Source organism: Paenibacillus nuruki (assembly GCF_963311185.1).
GTDB classification, from domain to species: domain Bacteria; phylum Bacillota; class Bacilli; order Paenibacillales; family Paenibacillaceae; genus Saccharibacillus; species Saccharibacillus nuruki.
Genome location: NZ_OY725677.1, coordinates 1,461,273 through 1,476,836, shown reverse-complemented (window position 1 = coordinate 1,476,836; position 15,564 = coordinate 1,461,273). Strand labels below are relative to the sequence as shown.

Here is a 15,564-nt window from a genome sequence, read left to right as displayed (position 1 = left end):
ATACAGTAACCCATAAATAAACCAACCTGTTTACGCATAGGTTGGTTGTAATTATTCGCTTAGCTGGTAATAAGATCTAAGCAAATAATGAAAGAATAGCTATGTAGTTTCAATATAACATATACTTGTAGTACACTATATCTACCATAAGTAGACTTGTGTAACCTTTTAGTCAACTATAGATTTTGCAGATATAAATGATCTAGTTATTAGAAAAAGAAGGTAGGAAAAACACCTATGAATATAGAGCAATTGGAATATATTATTGAAGTCGCCAAATGCGGATCGTTAACCAAAGCGGCTGAGAATTGCCATATTACTGTAACAGGAGTCAGTCGAGCGATCTCTTTATTTGAACAAGAAATTGGAATGCGGATATTTATTCGCTCTCGCTCTGGTACAACGGTTACGCCTGAAGGACAAAGTATTATTACCAAAGCCAGTCGTATTCTCAAACAGATCGAAGAACTAAAATCTGAAGCACAGAGCTATGGAGAAATGAATAATGCCAAACTGCGTATTTCGACCATTCCGGGTCCAATCTCCTTACTGATCGATGTAATTACTGAACTGAAAAAAGAATTTCCAAATAGCCGGATTGAGATCAAAGAAAATAGCACCGATGCTGTCATTGATGATGTGATGAACGAACGAAGTGATATCGGCTTCTTTCTATTAAGAGATATTCATTTACCATCTACACCTAAGCTTAAATTTGAACCGTTAATGAAAGATAATATGGTGTTAGGGGTTAGCGTGCATTCTCCTCTGGCGACTAAAACATCTGTCACTTTACAAGATTTGAAAGACTATCCATTTGTGTTATACAACGATCCTTATATTGTGGCATTTGTGAATACGTTAGATAAACCGGATATTTTATTCCAAAGTAACAATGTGGAAGCTATTCTCAAAGCGGTGAAAGAAGATATTGCAGTGACGATCGGTACCGATTATTCTTTTCGTGGATATACCATGTATCAGAATCGGGGAATTGTAACCATTCCTTTTGAAATTGTATCGGAAGAACCTTCGTATCTCTGGTCTGTAACGTCGAGTAACAATACAGTGTCAGAAGCAGAACAACTTTTCGTCAAACGAGTCAAAAATCTATTATTGATTTAACCTTTCTGATCTCAAAAAAAGTAGAACAGCTGTTAAAAGACACTGTTCTACTTTTTATATCATATGAGTATAAGGCTTATATGATGCGAATATAGGATGCTTATTCATCATCTATGGGTGTGATTCAGACGATGTGCTTGTAGATCATTCTTTTGTATACATGCGTTGATCTTGTAGTCGAATCAATACTTTACCAAAACGTCCACCTTGCTCCATCGTAACCGTACCTGAAGGATACTGCTGATCTAGATAATTGGAAATCACTTGTTCCGCATCCGTGCGTATATCCACTTGATGTAAGCCAAGCCAAGCATCATGATCACATGTTCTAACGCATCCTGCTTAGACATTTCAACTGTTTTCATTTCATGGGTAATAATCGACTCATAGGCATACCCTTTGAGATATAATAGATGAAGTAAATAGCCCATATCTGAACTTTGATGTCGAATTTGAGGTTTGATCGGTTGATTGTGATCACTAACCAGCGGTAGTACTTCATTCATCAAACTGTGTTCTCTTGGTCCTGCTGTGGAACTAATATAGCAGAATTGACGAGCACAACTTAGAATTTTCTCAACACTAGCCCAATCGACAAGCACCGGACACATGGATACAAATACTAGATCAAATGCCTGCTTCCACCCTTTAGCTTCTATATCAATGTCTTGAAATTCTTCATCAACGATCGTGACACTTCCTGATGTTAATGTATCTGCATTTTCTTTTAATAAATCAAGCAAAGGTACACATGGTTCAACCGATGTCACTACTCCTCCTCGCTCTGCAAATGGAATCGAAAACCCACCAGATGCTGCTCCAATATCCAGAATGGAAGCATTCTCAAAATTCACATCTTGTCCTTGAATCCAATTAAGAATTCGTTTCGTTCTTTGTTGACCTTCTTCTGAAAATACCTGTTGATTGAACTCGGCGGCTTTATGGTCAAACGAATGAGCGGGGTCCATACCTGCTGCTCTCATTTGCTTCATAGCTGTAAACGAATCATTTTGCCATGCTTGTTCCCATACAGACGGATCAAAGAAGTCATTTGTGCTTATGGTTGTCATGTATATTCCTCTTTTCAATGTATTTTAAATCTATTACAGATATATAATATCTATAATGTATGTAATAGATCTTCTTGTCAACTATTATTGTTATTGATCTACTCTATCAATCGCTATTTTCTTCTATAATAAGATAATAAAAAGCATATCTATTGGGATCGTGATGACCCTTTTTTAGCACGGAATCGTCTGACTTTCATCAGGTTTCCACATGTTTTATCTTCACAATACCGTTTGGTTCGGCTGCGTGTATCATCATAAAATACCCAGCGACAATCTGGATTATCACAGATTCGGATCCGCTGGATATCTTGATCCAATACGGTATGCACGAAATCCGATACAACCTCAGCCATCACACTATTCCAATCTTGGACTAACGGTATATACGTTACATGTCTATTTTCTTCATCATCTTTATGCCACTGTCTGATCACAGGAGATTGTGCCATGATGCGATTCAGTTCATCCCAATCGATGAGATCAGCTGATGATTCTTTAACGATAGCTAATGTATAATTATGCAATAATTTTCTTAAAGTTTGGAGCGCTTTTATCTCAATATTTGTAGCGGGAACAGAAGATTTTAAGTGCCAATCATGCAAAAATTGCTTTTGCCATGAAGAAAGAACTAAGCGATCTTCATGTTTACCACTTTCTCGAAAATCATGCCAGTCACTGTTGATAAAATCGGTCCATAATGTATCCATTGATCTGTACTCCTTTTGCACTTTTCTATATAGCTTTGAAGTTGTAACGTTCTTTAATGTACAAAGGTGGTTACAATTCTTTATTTTGTGGTATATGTATTGTAACGCTTTAATATCTCTTTAGCCAGTTACATCACCTACTCATGAGGAGGATCATATGACGAATACCAACATGTTAGATCTACTTCTTTTGCAGAAAAAAGATATTTGGGAACATGAAGATTGGATTGTACCGTTATCTGTCGCATTAGAAGGGGTTACAAGTGAGCAAGCCGCATGGATTCCAGCTGGTGGTGGTAACAGTATCTGGCAATTGGTGCACCATATTAATTATTACAATCATGAATTACTCTATCATATGCAAAATATTGATCCAGGCCCTCGTGCTGACAATAACGATCAAACATTTGAAATTACTGATGAGGCTGACCACAATCACAAATGGCAACACACTCTTCAGGAAACAAGAAGACTTGCTACCGCTATTGAACTTGAACTTACCAAATGGGATGAAGTTAAACTGCAAGAAATGCGTCCTGCTGGAGATCAGACATGGGGACAAGCAATTGCACGCTGGCTTCCTCATGATGCTTATCATGCTGGACAGATTGTACTGATTCGCAGACTGCAAGGAAGCTGGAGAATCTAACAATAGGCAAAATAAAAATCCCTTATATTAACCAAGGGATTTGGAATATTCACAGCTTATGTGATTCATATACGTATACATTTAAAAAGGATTGCGACCAAAATCGCAGTCTTTTTTTATTTTTCTTCCATCATACTTTGATATGCCCATTGACTAACAACATGTCTTCCAGTAACATAACGATTTTGGAAATAAGACTCGGATAAACTACTGATCGTTACACCATGACTCGTTGAAGCATGTGCAAAATTTCTACCATCTACCATAACGCCTACATGAGATATTCCACGTCCACTTGTATTGAAGAAAACAAGATCACCAGCACTCAAATTACCTTTTGACACGTATGTACCCATTTTGGCTTGCACATTAGCTGTGCGTGGTAATTCTATATTAAATTTATTAAAAACGTAGCGTGTAAAACCGGAACAATCGAATCCGTTGGTTGTTGTACCTCCCCAAACGTAAGGTGTTCCCATTACACCGCTAACGGCTTGATCAAGATTAGATGTGCTAGCAAAAGTATTTGTTGGCTGAGCTGAGAAAATGATTGCAGCGCCAAGTAGCGATAATACGACTTTCTTCACTAAAAAAATTCTCCCTTCGATGCCTTTAGAGTAAATCAATTTGGAATTCAAATTTGAAACTCGGCAAATATTAATATTTTGTAACTATTGACCACTTTAAGGCATAAGGATGTATCTTGTCAAACTTTATAATAAACTTTTTTGCCGATTTTTCGCTAAAAATGTGTATATTTCGTGATTTTCAGGACTTTTTAGAGTAAAGGTTACAAATCAAAAAAGATGACAATAGTAAATTTATTGTCATCAATTATTTCACAAAAAACTGTTTCAAAACCAAAAAGCCTTCATCTAACTTCGAAGGCTCCTGTTGTTTTTACTTACTTTTGAGTACTCTTAAACTGTTTAAAATCACCAATAAAGCGGCTCCCGTATCGCTCAGTACAGCTACCCATAATGTAAGCCAACCCGGGAAAATAAATATTAAAGCAACGCATTTAATCATAATCGAAAACCAAATATTCTGTTTGATAATACGCAACGTCTGACGGCTCAGTGTAATAGCATACGGCAATTGTTCTAAATGATCTGCCATTAATACAATATCCGCCGTTTCGATCGCTGTATCGGTACCTGCTCCACCCATCGCTATACCTACATCTGCTGTAGCTAGTGCAGGTGCATCATTAATCCCATCTCCTACCATCCCTACTTTTTTCCCTTGTAGTTGATACTCTTTTATTCGATTCATTTTATCTTCAGGTAATAAATGAGCAAAGTACTGATCAACCCCAGTAACTTGAGCTACTTGATGCGCAATCTGTTGATGATCGCCTGTTAACATAACCGTCGATGCTACTCCTGCTATTTTCAACTGCTGTAATGTCTCTGAAGCTGTAGATCGAACTTGATCAGCAACAGTGATAATTCCAACAATACGGTTAATTGAACCCACGACCATAATAGAGACACCTTCATGATGAAGTCTATCTATATACGCTGTTACCTTAGTGACAGGTGCTCCGATTTCTTCTAGCCATCCGACATGACCAATATAATAAGTCTGATTATCTATAGAAGCTTGTACACCTTTGCCTGCTATTGTCTGTACAGAAGTCACAGGTAATTGAGGGATTGCATGCTGATTGGCATAAGCTGTAATAGATAAAGCAATCGGATGAGAAGATTGTTGCTCTATCGAACTTGCAATACTCCATAATTCAGCTTCTGTAGCTTCTATCGGATACGTTCCCACCACATGAGGCTTGCCTTCCGTTAATGTACCTGTTTTGTCGAATGCTATGATCTGTAAACCTGCTATCGCTTCTAATGCAGATCCACCTTTGATCAATACGCCTTTCTTGGCTGCAATCCCTATCGCAGACACAATCGCTACAGGTGTAGAAATGACTAATGCGCAAGGACAAGCAATCACCAGTAATTCCAATCCCCGATAAAACCATTCAGACCAATCACCATTGAATAACAAAGGCGGTACGACAGATACAACAATAGCGATCCCAAAAACAATCGGTGTATAGATTGTAGCAAAGCGATCAACGAATGCTTGCATCGGTGCCTTATTCGCTTGTGCTTCTTCAACCATATGAATCATACGGGCGACTACTGTATCTTTAACTGTTGTCGTCACCTGAATCGTTAACAGTCCTTCTTCGTTTAAAGTCCCTGCATATACAATATCGCCGTTTGTTTTGGTAACGGGTTGCGATTCTCCTGTTATAGGAGCTTGGTTCACATGAGATTGTCCATCTATAATAATTCCATCCAAAGGTATTTTATCGCCAGCCCTAACTATAATGGTCTCACCTATCTGTATATCTTCTACAGGATGCTGTATCATCTTGCCCTGTTGCATGATCCAGACAGATGCAGGTGCCAGATTCAGTAATCCTTTGACTGAATAACGTGTGCGTTCTAAAGACTTCTGTTGAAGTGTGTTCCCCAGTGCAAACAAGAATACGACTGTTGCTCCTTCCCCCCATTCTCCTATCCATACAGCACCTATAGCAGCTACTGACATCAATACATTCATATCAAGTGATCGACTTTTGACTGCAAAAAAAGCACTTTTGACTGGTTTGGTTCCGCAAATAATAAGTACAGCCCCATATAATACTATCGAGACTACTGGCAAGACTGCTAACCATGTACATACCAAAGCCGTTATCAGCAAACCACCCGATAGAAACATCGGTAACCAGCTTTTCCAAAAGGAAGGCTCACTCGATCTCTCTTGATCCTCATCCATAGGAGAAATATCAAATCCGACTCGCTTCACTTCACGCATAATTAGATTGGGTTCAGCCGTAGCTGCAATATTCATTTTACTGGTTGAAAAATGAACTTCTACAAATTCTACGCCTTTCAACTTTTTGAGACTTTTCTCAATTGTAATGGCACATGAAGGGCAATCCATTCCTTGAATTCGATATTCAGTAGACTTAACGGTATGAGTATTACGCTGATCATAAGGTATACGATCATCAGCCACAATATGTCCAGATAGACCTTGATCGGGACTGACTATCGGAATTGAATTTTTAGCGGTAGACGCACAACATGATTTGGATTCTTGTTCTTTATTCTCCATGCTCTGCACCACCCTGTGCAGGAATCAACACTTCATTTTGTTCACAACAAGCGACTTTAGATTCAACTTCTACCAATACTTCATCGAACATAGCAAGAAGTAATTTGATTTTGGCATTGGCAAGTTGGTAATAGACATATTTGCCTTCTTGTCTTCCGGTGATAATTCCGCACCCTTTAAGACAGGATAAATGTTGAGAAATATTCGATTGATTGCCTTGAATCGCATTTACGATCTGACTGACTGTTTTTTCTTCTTCTAATAAAAAATCTAATATTTGCAAACGTGTCTTATCTGAAAATCCACGAATAAATTTAGTTCTCGTATCGATCGATATATTAGTGTCTGCGCAATAGTTATTTTCCATAGTGTTTGTATCTCCCTGTTATCATATTAGTGAACACTGATACGTTATATATTAGTATATACTAATATGTTTGGCAATAGAGTCCTACTATTTATCGAATATCGCCATAATTATGCATGTCCGAATAGTAAATCATAAAAATAGAAATATTCTGCTATTCGTAATCTCAACGATCTTTGGTATACTGTATGTAGATATTTTGTTGCATCACAGCATTTCTTTATTGAATCATAGTACTTCTATTAATTCGTGTTAGGAAGGTGAGCATATTGGAGTCGGATGCTATTATAGACGAGTGTAACCATAGCAGTGAAGCTTCACAACAGATGCTTGCACAGATAAAGAATGAGCTTATTGACGGTACAACCGCTAACGATATGGCTGAATTGTTCAAAGCATTAGGAGATCCAACACGCATTAGATTAATCTATGCTCTTTCGCAAAAAGAGCTATGTGTACATGATCTATGCAGTGTATTAGATATGACTCAATCTGCAATCTCGCATCAACTTCGGTATTTACGTAATATGCGAATTGTGAAGCGGCGCAAAGTAGGCAAAACCGTTTTTTATTCGTTAGATGATTATCATGTAGAAGAGATATTTTTACAGACGCATGAACATCTGACTCATAAGTAAAAGAATCATTTATCATATGAAGCTAGTGGTTCATCGTTAACATGAATACAAAAAGGGAACTACACCGTTATGGTATAGTTCCCTTTTTTGTTTATACTCACTACTGATGCGCAATATTACATTGTATTCCCGGTGTATCAATCTGGATGGTAATATGGTTAATCTCATATTGCTCTTTGATATATTTCTGAGCTTGCTCCATCACTACGCTATAGTAAGCTTGATCTTCAATGACAATATGGCAACTTAGCAAAATAATATCTGAAGATAATGCCCAGACATGCAGATCATGTACTTCTACAACATGATCAATCTGTAGTAAAGACTGTTCTACTTCTTCAGTATGAATATTAACAGGCGTACCTTCCATCAAGATATGGATAGAATCGCGAGTCACACGGTACGCACTTAGAACAACCAGTACGGCTACAATCACACTTGCAATAGGATCGGCTAGATTCCAGCCAAAGAACATAATCAATAAAGCAGCTACAATTGCACCGACTGAACCCAATAGATCACCTAATACATGTAGAAACGCACTACGAATATTCAGATTTTCTGAAGTATCCCCACGCATCAAAATGAAAGCTGCTGCTATATTAACTAGCAAACCAATAACCGCGATTGTTAACATCCCTGCACTCATAACGCCAGGTGGATTTGCAAATCGCTGAAAAGCTTCCCAAAAAATATAGATCGAAATAACAGACAACGCCAAACCATTAATAAATGCTGCTAATACTTCAAATCGCTTATACCCGAATGTTTTGGACTTGCTCGCTTGCTTCTGTCCCCACGTCATTGCTAAATAACTAAGCCCCAGAGCCGCTGCATCACTGAGCATATGCCCTGCATCTGATAATAAAGCTAGACTGTTGGTCATTAATCCACCAATCACTTCGATAATCATATAACTGGCAATCAGGAAAAAAGATAATTTCAAAGCATTTTTATTCGCTCCATGCCCATGAGAATGGGAATGCCCGTGTCCATGAGAATGCCCATGACTGTGAGAATGATTGTGCTTTTTGCCTTTGGAATGTTGATGTTCTTCATGATCATGATCGCATGCAGTATGTTCGGTATGGGTATGACTTTTATTACTCATTGACCTGCACCTCTATTCTTATTCAGTAGGTAATATCATAATTAAAAATAACATATGAGCACTTATTCATATATTATAGTTTAACCATGTATAATCTGCAAGTTCTACAAAGTAAATAGAATATCATTTAACCACATAATCTATTCATGTTCACTGTTGATGAGCAGATTGATAAACGAAGATAACGTTGTAGAAGGTGTATTACGCTTCGATATTACAAATTGAATACGCGCTTGTTGCAACGGTATTGGCAATATATGACTATGAAGCTGTGAATAAGAATGGACGATACGTTCAGGTAATAAAGATATCCCTAGTCCTTCAGTGACTGCACGAATAATAGCTTCTACTGTATCTACTTCTATCACACGAGGTAGTTGTTGAATAGAATGACTTTTACTTTTGGTGTGATACCACTCTTCTAAATATCTTCGATACGGGCAATCAGGAAATGTATTAACGATTAACCGTTGTTGAAGTAACTCTGATTCGGTATGACTATGGTTAGCAGATACAATAACTAACTGTTCATTATATTCAAATACAGATTGAATATCTTGATGATGGTATTGACTGCTAATAAAAGCTCCATCTAACTTTTGATCTATAACTTGATTCATTAATTCAATCTGTCCAAGCGTTTGAATAGATACTTCTACATCCCTATTTTCTTCATAATAAGCAAGTAACCACTGCGGCAATCTAGAAGCCGCTACAGTCGGTGTCGCTCCTAATTGTAATTGATACGATGGTGATTTTGCTTTTAAAATGTGAGTAGCTTCATCTAACAAATCGACAATCTGATCTGCATAGCTCCACAATTGTTGCCCTGCTTCTGTAATCGTTATGCCTTTATTACTACGCTCAAATAGCGATTGACCCAGTTCTTTTTCCAACTTCTGAATACGTAATGTAACATTCGACTGTACATATCCCATTTTTAGTGCCGCTTTGGAAATAGACTGCTCTTGAGCTACAATCCGAAAAATACGCAAATCACTACTTTCCAAATCCGTTGCCACCTTTCTTTACTCGTTTTCTTATATGTAAACACAGTAGATTTGGATATCATTATTTTTAATATCCAATATCATTTCTAACTATTATACAGACCTTTTATCTTCTTTTACACTATCAATAGAAACAACAAACAAGTACGAAGGCTAAAGGAGCGCTATACATGGAATGGATCAATAAGGTTGTCATCGTTACAGGCGGAGGTACAGGAATAGGACAGGCAACTTGCTTACAACTTGCTGAACAAGGAGCAAAAGTAATTATTAATTACTCCCGTTCACAGCTACAAGCAGAAGAGACTGCTCTACAAATTATACAAAATGGTGGACAAGCTATTACAATTCAAGCCGATGTATCTAGGCAACATCAAGTACAAGATATGATTACAAAAGTTATCCATACGTATGGTCAAATCGATGGCTTGGTGAATAACGCCAGTATCACCAGACAACTGCCTTTTGCTGATTTGGAACAGATCACTGATGATATCTGGGATGAGCTATACAATATTAATGTCAAAGGAATGTTTTATTGTGCTCAAGCTGTAGCGCCATGGATGAAACAGGCACATCAAGGATCTATTATCAATCTAGGTAGTATTGCAGGCACTACAGGCTACGGTTCTTCTCTTCCTTATGCCGTCTCCAAAGGTGCTGTGCATACGTTAACCAAATCGTTAGCAAGAGCACTCTCTCCACACATACGTGTCAATTGCATTATTCCGGGCGCAGTAGATACACGTTGGTGGGCTGGAAATGAAGAGAAAATGGAACGTTTGACAACACAGTCATTGTTAGAGCGAGTATCGACTCCTGCTGATATCGCTTCGCTAATCTGTGCTATTTTACAACAACAATCCATGACCGGTCAGCTAGTGACTGTCGATAATGGACAAACGTTATAATTTGTCGATCATGACAAGATCAGTATTATTTAAAAAAGGCAATGAGTCGTTGACTTACTTCTGCTGGCTTATCATGTTGTATCCAGTGTGTTGCATCATCATAATGATGAATCTCTGTATTCGGTACCCATTCCGGTAGTGGGTCAGCAAGGTCTTTGGATAAATGCGGATCAAGATCACCAAATAAAATAAGTACAGGTTGCTCAATTTTGCGCATCTGTGCTTTTTTGGTTGCTGAAGATCGACGGAACATCGCTCGATAATAATTGATTGCTGCACTGAGCGTTTCTTTTTGCTCAAATGCTTTGAGATACACCTGCACTTCTTGATCGGAAAACGGTTCTTTCGGTTCTTTTTTGAAAATAGTCCGTAGCATATGATTGTTGTCTCTTGCCAGTGCTTTCTCCGGTAATTTGGGAATTTGGAAAAAGAACATATACCAGCTTCTCCGCAATTGCGGTAATGTACGTAATCCTGTCTGCAAACGTTCAGGATGTAGCATATTGAGAATCGCTAAACGGCGAACACGATGCGGATACATCATAGTAAAGTACCACGAGATATTACCGCCCCAATCATGCCCTGTTAAATAGACGTGTTCTTCTCCTAAATATTCTATTAATCCATTGACATCTGCACATAACGTATCAATACTGTAATGATCTACCCCTTCTGGTTTGGAAGACAAATTGTATCCTCTTAGATCAGGAGCTACCACACGATAACCAGCTTCGATCAACATCGGAATCTGCTCTTTCCATGTATACCAGAAATCAGGAAAACCATGTAGCAATATCACCGTAGGTCCTTTTCCTCCGATCACATAATGCAATTTAACTCCATTAACTTCAGCAAATCGATGTTCGATCATCGTTTCTACTTTATGGCTCATCTCTATTTGCCTCCTTAGCATGACATGTCATTATCATTTTTTAATATACCTATTTCAACATATCTCTTCTAAGCATTACCCATAATCAGATCAATGTTACCTTTTTGATCCAAAGTCTGTTTAGATGTAAGCATGCCAAAAAAAGCTATTTACCGATAGATACCGATAAATAGCTTTTTGCCAGCGTTAGGGTTGACCTGTATTTAATGGTAAATAGCGACTAAGATCAATGGCCCTATAAAAGAAGAAACAATCGCGCTAATTGTTAATGCTAATGATCCCATAGATACAGCGATTTCCCCATGTTCAAGTGCCTTTGCGGTTCCCAGAGCATGAGAAGATATACCAAGCGCTATACCAACACTTATTGCATTTTTAACTCGAAATAATTTGAGACATCCTAGCCCTAAGATGACCCCTGTAAATCCAGCAATCATTACAAATACAGAAGTTAGCGAAGCTTCTCCGCCTAGATTATTCGAAATCTGAAGCGCGACAGGTGTGGTCACTGATTTGGGAATAATCGAGATAATATAAGGCTCACTGAACCCCAATACAAGCGCCATCCCTACTCCGCTTAACATCCCGACCACGACACCAATCAAGGCGCTTCCTAGAATCGATAATCCATATTGCTTGAACAAATGACGTTGTCGATACAGCGGATAAGCAAGAGCTACTACGGCTGGACCCATCAATTTACTGATCCATTCTCCACCCGACATATAGGTAGAATACGAAGTATGTGTAAGCAATAAAATAACAACAATCATAAAAGTAGTCGTTAATACCGGAATAAGAACCGATACACGAACATGTTTATACAGTAGGCTTGCTAAAACATACAAACATAGCGTCATGACAATCATCAATAGAACGATCCATATATTCATTTGGGCTGATCTCTACTTTCATAGATCAGTTGATGATCAGGGATCGAAGTAGCGGATGCTTTATTTTGATTCGAGCGATCAGCAAGTGTAATAAACCACTGTGCTACATAACCGGTCACTCCAATCGTAAATAGCGTACTGATCACGACGATAAGAATAAGCAATAATCCTTTACCTGCAAATAAATCTAAATGCTCAATCACACCGACTGTAGCGGGTATAAAGAAAAGCGGTAAATAGAATAACAGCGTATTGGCTCCTGTCTGTATCCACTTTTCAGGAAATACTTTTAACATTAGCAAAGCAAATAACAATAACATACCTAATACACTACCCGGTATAAATAAATGGAAGTATTGCTGAATCCATGTACCGATCAGATAAAATAGGTACAACACAGCAATTTGAAGCAACATTTTAACTATTTTCATCAGTATAGCTCTCCTTTGTCTTTCACTCTCTATCTCTGTTTTATCTTTATCATATCAAAAAGATCATCCTCCTTGAAAAAGAGTGATGACCTTTTGTGATGGTAACCTTTATTGTGCCTATTACGCTTTAGCAGACTTATTATTTTTCGCTTGATTAGCTTGTCGAGCTAACTTTTTAGCTTTTGTATTGCTAATCTTAGCCGGTTCTAGCATTTCAGGCTCAGGTTCTACTTCGATCTCAAGTGCTGTCTGTACAGGAATACTATTCGGATACATTTTGCGGAATAATAATGTCTGTACTAACAAGAACGAGCCACTAACCATCCAGTATAACGGCATTGCCGCAGGAGCACTGAATGAGAAAAATGCCATCATAATTGGGGACAAATAACCCATTATTGCAAATTGTTTTTGTTGCTCAGGTGTCATATTGTATTGCGATACTTTAGCTTGCAGCATATACAGTAAAGCTACAATAATCGCCATAATCCAGTTGGGCTCTCCCAATTTGAACCAGAGAAAAGAGTGAGAAGCTAGTTCAGGTGTCGCACGAATTGCTGTATACATTCCGGATAGGATAGGCAATTGAATTAAGATTGGCAGACAACCGATATTTAGCGGGTTAAAGCTATGCTTTTTGTAGATTTCCATCATTTCTTTTTGTTGATTTTGCTTGTCTTCTGCACCTGTTTTGTTTTCATATTTCTTTTTCAACCTATCTAGTTCTGGTTGCATAATACTCATTTTGCGTTTCATACCCTGTTGACCTTTAGCTTGACGCATCATCAAAGGGAATAAAGCAAAACGTACAGCAAGTGTCAAAATAATAATCGCCAGACCGTAACTTCCACCGAACCATGTAGCAATATGTTCCATACTATAGGTTAATGGAAAGACAACATAATGAGTAAAAAATCCTGGTGTTGTTGAATTTACTTCTTGTACAGATGTGGTACCGCATCCTGCTAATAACATCATCATGATCAAGCCAAGTGCTAAGCCGTAAAGACGACCCTTTTTCCCCGTAAGTGTGAATCCCTTGAATAATTGCATGTTGTTCCTCCTCGTTGATGTTGTTGCTTATGGCTCAACGAGGATGGGCAATCTCCTGCATCTTCATCAGGAGCTTCCTTGCGGCGTATCATGCGCGCCAGTGTAATCGGTGTACGATGTATTGTTTTTAAAATCAGTAAAGGTAGATCGTAATGTCCACGCACTTGCCTGCTACTGATCCAAAACTCAGTAATTCCACAATAGAGATGAGCAATATATCCGTAGCTGACTGTAATCAATAGACCAATCGAAAATAAATACGGAATCCAATCATGCATTTCAAACAAGGAATTCACCTCCTTTTCCTATCCTGCGATAGTTGATATGTTAATTATAACATTACTACATCCTTTTTACATAAGACAAATTACGACAATATCATGTTATTTGACGACTAAAGTACAAACCTTACAAAAAATCTGTGAATCGCTCTTGTAATCGCTTTTATTATATACTACAATAAAGTCAGTTAAAGGATTGTGACCGGTCAAGCGGGCAATGCCTGAGATTATTGTAATATCATTTTGTAGAAAAATGGTATTGGAATGATTTCGGGCATTTTTTATATCTATATTCATGTATAGCTATATCCTTTGCATTCGATTAGCCCGTTTATTTTAGAATTGTAGGTGGAAGATTATGATTATAGAGAAAATATTAAATAATAATGTGCTACTGACCAAAAATCAAAAAGGCAAAGAAATTATCGTTATGGGTCGAGGGATTTCTTTTAAAAAAGTTATTGGCGATACAGTTGACGATCATAAAATCGATAAAATCTTTATGCTAAATGAGAACGAATTTACGGCTAAATTAACCGAGTTATTAAATGAAATTCCTGTCTCTCATTTGGAGCTGGTGAATGAAATAGTGAACCATGCGAATACAGTTCTAGGTACCACGTTGAGCGATAATATTTATCTTACGTTAACAGATCATATTCATTTTGCACTGGAACGTCATGAGAAGAAGCTTCATATCAAAAATGCATTGCTTTTTGAAATTCAACGCTTTTACAAAAAAGAATATAGTGTAGGTCAAGATGCGCTGCAAATGATCAAAGACAGCACTGGCATTTCACTTGGCGAAGATGAAGCTGGTTTTATCACTCTTCATATCGTAAATGCACGTATGGATGGCAACGAAATGCAAGCTACAATTAAAATGACCGAGATTGTACAACATGTACTGAATATTGTGACTTACCATTATGGAATTGTACTGGATGAATCGTCACTCAACTACTCTCGCTTTGTGACACATCTACAATACTTTGCGATGCGACTATTGCGTAAAGAGATTCATTATAGCGGTGAAGAATTCCTGTATAATCAAGTCAAAACAGCATATGTCAAAGCATTTGAATGTGTAAGTAAAATCAATGACTATTTGGAAAAAACGTACCAGCAATCTTTAAGCAAAGACGAATATGTATATCTTACGATTCATATTCACCGGGTGACCGAGCGCACAACGATTGAAGAAGAACAATCATAATTGAATACATTCCATCCACTAGGATTGTGACTGGTTATGCAGGCAAAACCTAAACTGATGGTGAAAAGGACG

The 15,564-nt window shown here is 37.8% G+C and carries 17 protein-coding genes and 1 pseudogene; 5 read left to right on the top strand and 13 right to left on the bottom strand.

Going from position 1 to position 15,564, the window contains the following annotated elements; translation table 11 throughout:
• The first annotated feature begins 237 nt into the window (after positions 1 to 237).
• Entirely contained in the window at positions 238 to 1,125 is an 888-nt protein-coding gene (locus RCP16_RS06640; RefSeq protein WP_137221702.1) for a LysR family transcriptional regulator, read from the top strand.
• 144 nt (positions 1,126 to 1,269) lie between these two features.
• Here RCP16_RS06640 and RCP16_RS22495 read toward each other — a convergent pair whose 3' ends face one another.
• The 3 genes from RCP16_RS22495 to RCP16_RS06630 form a co-directional block, all read right to left on the bottom strand.
• Positions 1,270 to 1,416, bottom strand: a complete 147-nt coding sequence (locus RCP16_RS22495) for a hypothetical protein (protein ID WP_371748194.1) — start codon at positions 1,414 to 1,416, stop codon at positions 1,270 to 1,272.
• Positions 1,386 to 2,195 (bottom strand): class I SAM-dependent methyltransferase, encoded by an 810-nt coding sequence (locus tag RCP16_RS06635; RefSeq protein ID WP_371748193.1) that lies wholly within the window; start codon positions 2,193 to 2,195, stop codon positions 1,386 to 1,388. The genes RCP16_RS22495 and RCP16_RS06635 overlap by 31 nt, the downstream gene beginning before the upstream one ends.
• Positions 2,196 to 2,344: 149 nt before the next feature.
• The gene (locus RCP16_RS06630; RefSeq protein ID WP_308641944.1) at positions 2,345 to 2,905 is read right to left on the bottom strand and encodes a CGNR zinc finger domain-containing protein; all 561 of its coding nucleotides are present in this window, start codon (positions 2,903 to 2,905) and stop codon (positions 2,345 to 2,347) included.
• 157 nt (positions 2,906 to 3,062) lie between these two features.
• On the opposite strand from RCP16_RS06630, the gene RCP16_RS06625 reads away from it, so the two are divergent.
• Entirely contained in the window at positions 3,063 to 3,554 is a 492-nt protein-coding gene (locus RCP16_RS06625; RefSeq protein ID WP_308641943.1) for a DinB family protein, read from the top strand.
• A 116-nt stretch (positions 3,555 to 3,670) separates the two neighbouring features.
• Here the strand turns inward: RCP16_RS06625 and RCP16_RS06620 are convergent, their stop codons facing one another.
• The 3 genes from RCP16_RS06620 to RCP16_RS06610 form a co-directional block, all read right to left on the bottom strand.
• Positions 3,671 to 4,141 (bottom strand): C40 family peptidase, encoded by a 471-nt coding sequence (locus tag RCP16_RS06620; RefSeq protein WP_137221694.1) that lies wholly within the window; start codon positions 4,139 to 4,141, stop codon positions 3,671 to 3,673.
• Between the two features lie 313 nt (positions 4,142 to 4,454).
• Entirely contained in the window at positions 4,455 to 6,689 is a 2,235-nt protein-coding gene (locus tag RCP16_RS06615; RefSeq protein ID WP_308641942.1) for a heavy metal translocating P-type ATPase, read from the bottom strand.
• Complete coding sequence (locus RCP16_RS06610) at positions 6,679 to 7,056, bottom strand: ArsR/SmtB family transcription factor (RefSeq protein ID WP_308641941.1); 378 nt, start codon at positions 7,054 to 7,056, stop codon at positions 6,679 to 6,681. The genes RCP16_RS06615 and RCP16_RS06610 overlap by 11 nt, the downstream gene beginning before the upstream one ends.
• Before the next feature lie 326 nt (positions 7,057 to 7,382).
• Here RCP16_RS06610 and RCP16_RS06605 point away from each other — a divergent pair, with 326 nt between their 5' ends.
• On the top strand, positions 7,383 to 7,694 hold the full coding sequence (locus tag RCP16_RS06605; RefSeq protein WP_069328165.1) for an ArsR/SmtB family transcription factor: 312 nt from the start codon (positions 7,383 to 7,385) through the stop codon (positions 7,692 to 7,694).
• A gap of 100 nt (positions 7,695 to 7,794) precedes the next feature.
• Here RCP16_RS06605 and RCP16_RS06600 read toward each other — a convergent pair whose 3' ends face one another.
• Positions 7,795 to 8,805 carry a cation diffusion facilitator family transporter gene (locus tag RCP16_RS06600; protein WP_069328099.1) on the bottom strand — a complete coding sequence of 337 codons (1,011 nt, stop codon included), beginning with the start codon at positions 8,803 to 8,805 and terminating at the stop codon, positions 7,795 to 7,797.
• 140 nt (positions 8,806 to 8,945) lie between these two features.
• Entirely contained in the window at positions 8,946 to 9,815 is an 870-nt protein-coding gene (locus RCP16_RS06595) for a LysR family transcriptional regulator (protein WP_308641940.1), read from the bottom strand.
• Between the two features lie 170 nt (positions 9,816 to 9,985).
• Here RCP16_RS06595 and RCP16_RS06590 point away from each other — a divergent pair, with 170 nt between their 5' ends.
• Complete coding sequence (locus RCP16_RS06590) at positions 9,986 to 10,726, top strand: SDR family NAD(P)-dependent oxidoreductase (protein ID WP_308641939.1); 741 nt, start codon at positions 9,986 to 9,988, stop codon at positions 10,724 to 10,726.
• Between the two features lie 25 nt (positions 10,727 to 10,751).
• Here RCP16_RS06590 and RCP16_RS06585 read toward each other — a convergent pair whose 3' ends face one another.
• From RCP16_RS06585 to RCP16_RS06565, 5 genes and pseudogenes are all read right to left on the bottom strand, one after another.
• Positions 10,752 to 11,618, bottom strand: a complete 867-nt coding sequence (locus RCP16_RS06585) for an alpha/beta fold hydrolase (protein ID WP_308641938.1) — start codon at positions 11,616 to 11,618, stop codon at positions 10,752 to 10,754.
• Between the two features lie 203 nt (positions 11,619 to 11,821).
• Positions 11,822 to 12,511 carry an LrgB family protein gene (locus RCP16_RS06580; protein ID WP_308641937.1) on the bottom strand — a complete coding sequence of 230 codons (690 nt, stop codon included), beginning with the start codon at positions 12,509 to 12,511 and terminating at the stop codon, positions 11,822 to 11,824.
• 86 nt (positions 12,512 to 12,597) lie between these two features.
• Positions 12,598 to 12,942: pseudogene (locus RCP16_RS06575) on the bottom strand (CidA/LrgA family protein); the annotation flags it as partial.
• 120 nt (positions 12,943 to 13,062) lie between these two features.
• Positions 13,063 to 13,995: a membrane protein insertase YidC gene (gene yidC / locus RCP16_RS06570; RefSeq protein ID WP_137221677.1), complete on the bottom strand. Its 933-nt coding sequence runs from the start codon at positions 13,993 to 13,995 to the stop codon at positions 13,063 to 13,065.
• Positions 13,938 to 14,282 (bottom strand): hypothetical protein, encoded by a 345-nt coding sequence (locus RCP16_RS06565; protein WP_241669288.1) that lies wholly within the window; start codon positions 14,280 to 14,282, stop codon positions 13,938 to 13,940. Before RCP16_RS06565 ends, yidC begins: the two co-directional genes overlap by 58 nt.
• Positions 14,283 to 14,634: 352 nt before the next feature.
• Between RCP16_RS06565 and licT the strand changes: the two genes are divergently transcribed.
• Entirely contained in the window at positions 14,635 to 15,492 is an 858-nt protein-coding gene (licT, locus tag RCP16_RS06560) for a BglG family transcription antiterminator LicT (RefSeq protein ID WP_069328105.1), read from the top strand.
• Positions 15,493 to 15,564: the final 72 nt, after the last annotated feature.

Bases quoted from the DNA above. Each gene is read 5' to 3' on its own strand.
- RCP16_RS06640 (WP_137221702.1), top strand. From the start codon at position 238: ATGAATATAGAGCAATTGGAATATATTATTGAAGTCGCCAAATGCGGA.
- RCP16_RS06635 (WP_371748193.1), bottom strand. From the start codon at position 2,195: ATGACAACCATAAGCACAAATGACTTCTTTGATCCGTCTGTATGGGAA.
- RCP16_RS06630 (WP_308641944.1), bottom strand. From the start codon at position 2,905: ATGGATACATTATGGACCGATTTTATCAACAGTGACTGGCATGATTTT.
- RCP16_RS06625 (WP_308641943.1), top strand. From the start codon at position 3,063: ATGACGAATACCAACATGTTAGATCTACTTCTTTTGCAGAAAAAAGAT.
- RCP16_RS06615 (WP_308641942.1), bottom strand. From the start codon at position 6,689: ATGGAGAATAAAGAACAAGAATCCAAATCATGTTGTGCGTCTACCGCT.
- RCP16_RS06610 (WP_308641941.1), bottom strand. From the start codon at position 7,056: ATGGAAAATAACTATTGCGCAGACACTAATATATCGATCGATACGAGA.
- RCP16_RS06605 (WP_069328165.1), top strand. From the start codon at position 7,383: ATGCTTGCACAGATAAAGAATGAGCTTATTGACGGTACAACCGCTAAC.
- RCP16_RS06600 (WP_069328099.1), bottom strand. From the start codon at position 8,805: ATGAGTAATAAAAGTCATACCCATACCGAACATACTGCATGCGATCAT.
- RCP16_RS06590 (WP_308641939.1), top strand. From the start codon at position 9,986: ATGGAATGGATCAATAAGGTTGTCATCGTTACAGGCGGAGGTACAGGA.
- RCP16_RS06585 (WP_308641938.1), bottom strand. From the start codon at position 11,618: ATGAGCCATAAAGTAGAAACGATGATCGAACATCGATTTGCTGAAGTT.
- RCP16_RS06580 (WP_308641937.1), bottom strand. From the start codon at position 12,511: ATGAATATATGGATCGTTCTATTGATGATTGTCATGACGCTATGTTTG.
- yidC (WP_137221677.1), bottom strand. From the start codon at position 13,995: ATGCAATTATTCAAGGGATTCACACTTACGGGGAAAAAGGGTCGTCTT.
- licT (WP_069328105.1), top strand. From the start codon at position 14,635: ATGATTATAGAGAAAATATTAAATAATAATGTGCTACTGACCAAAAAT.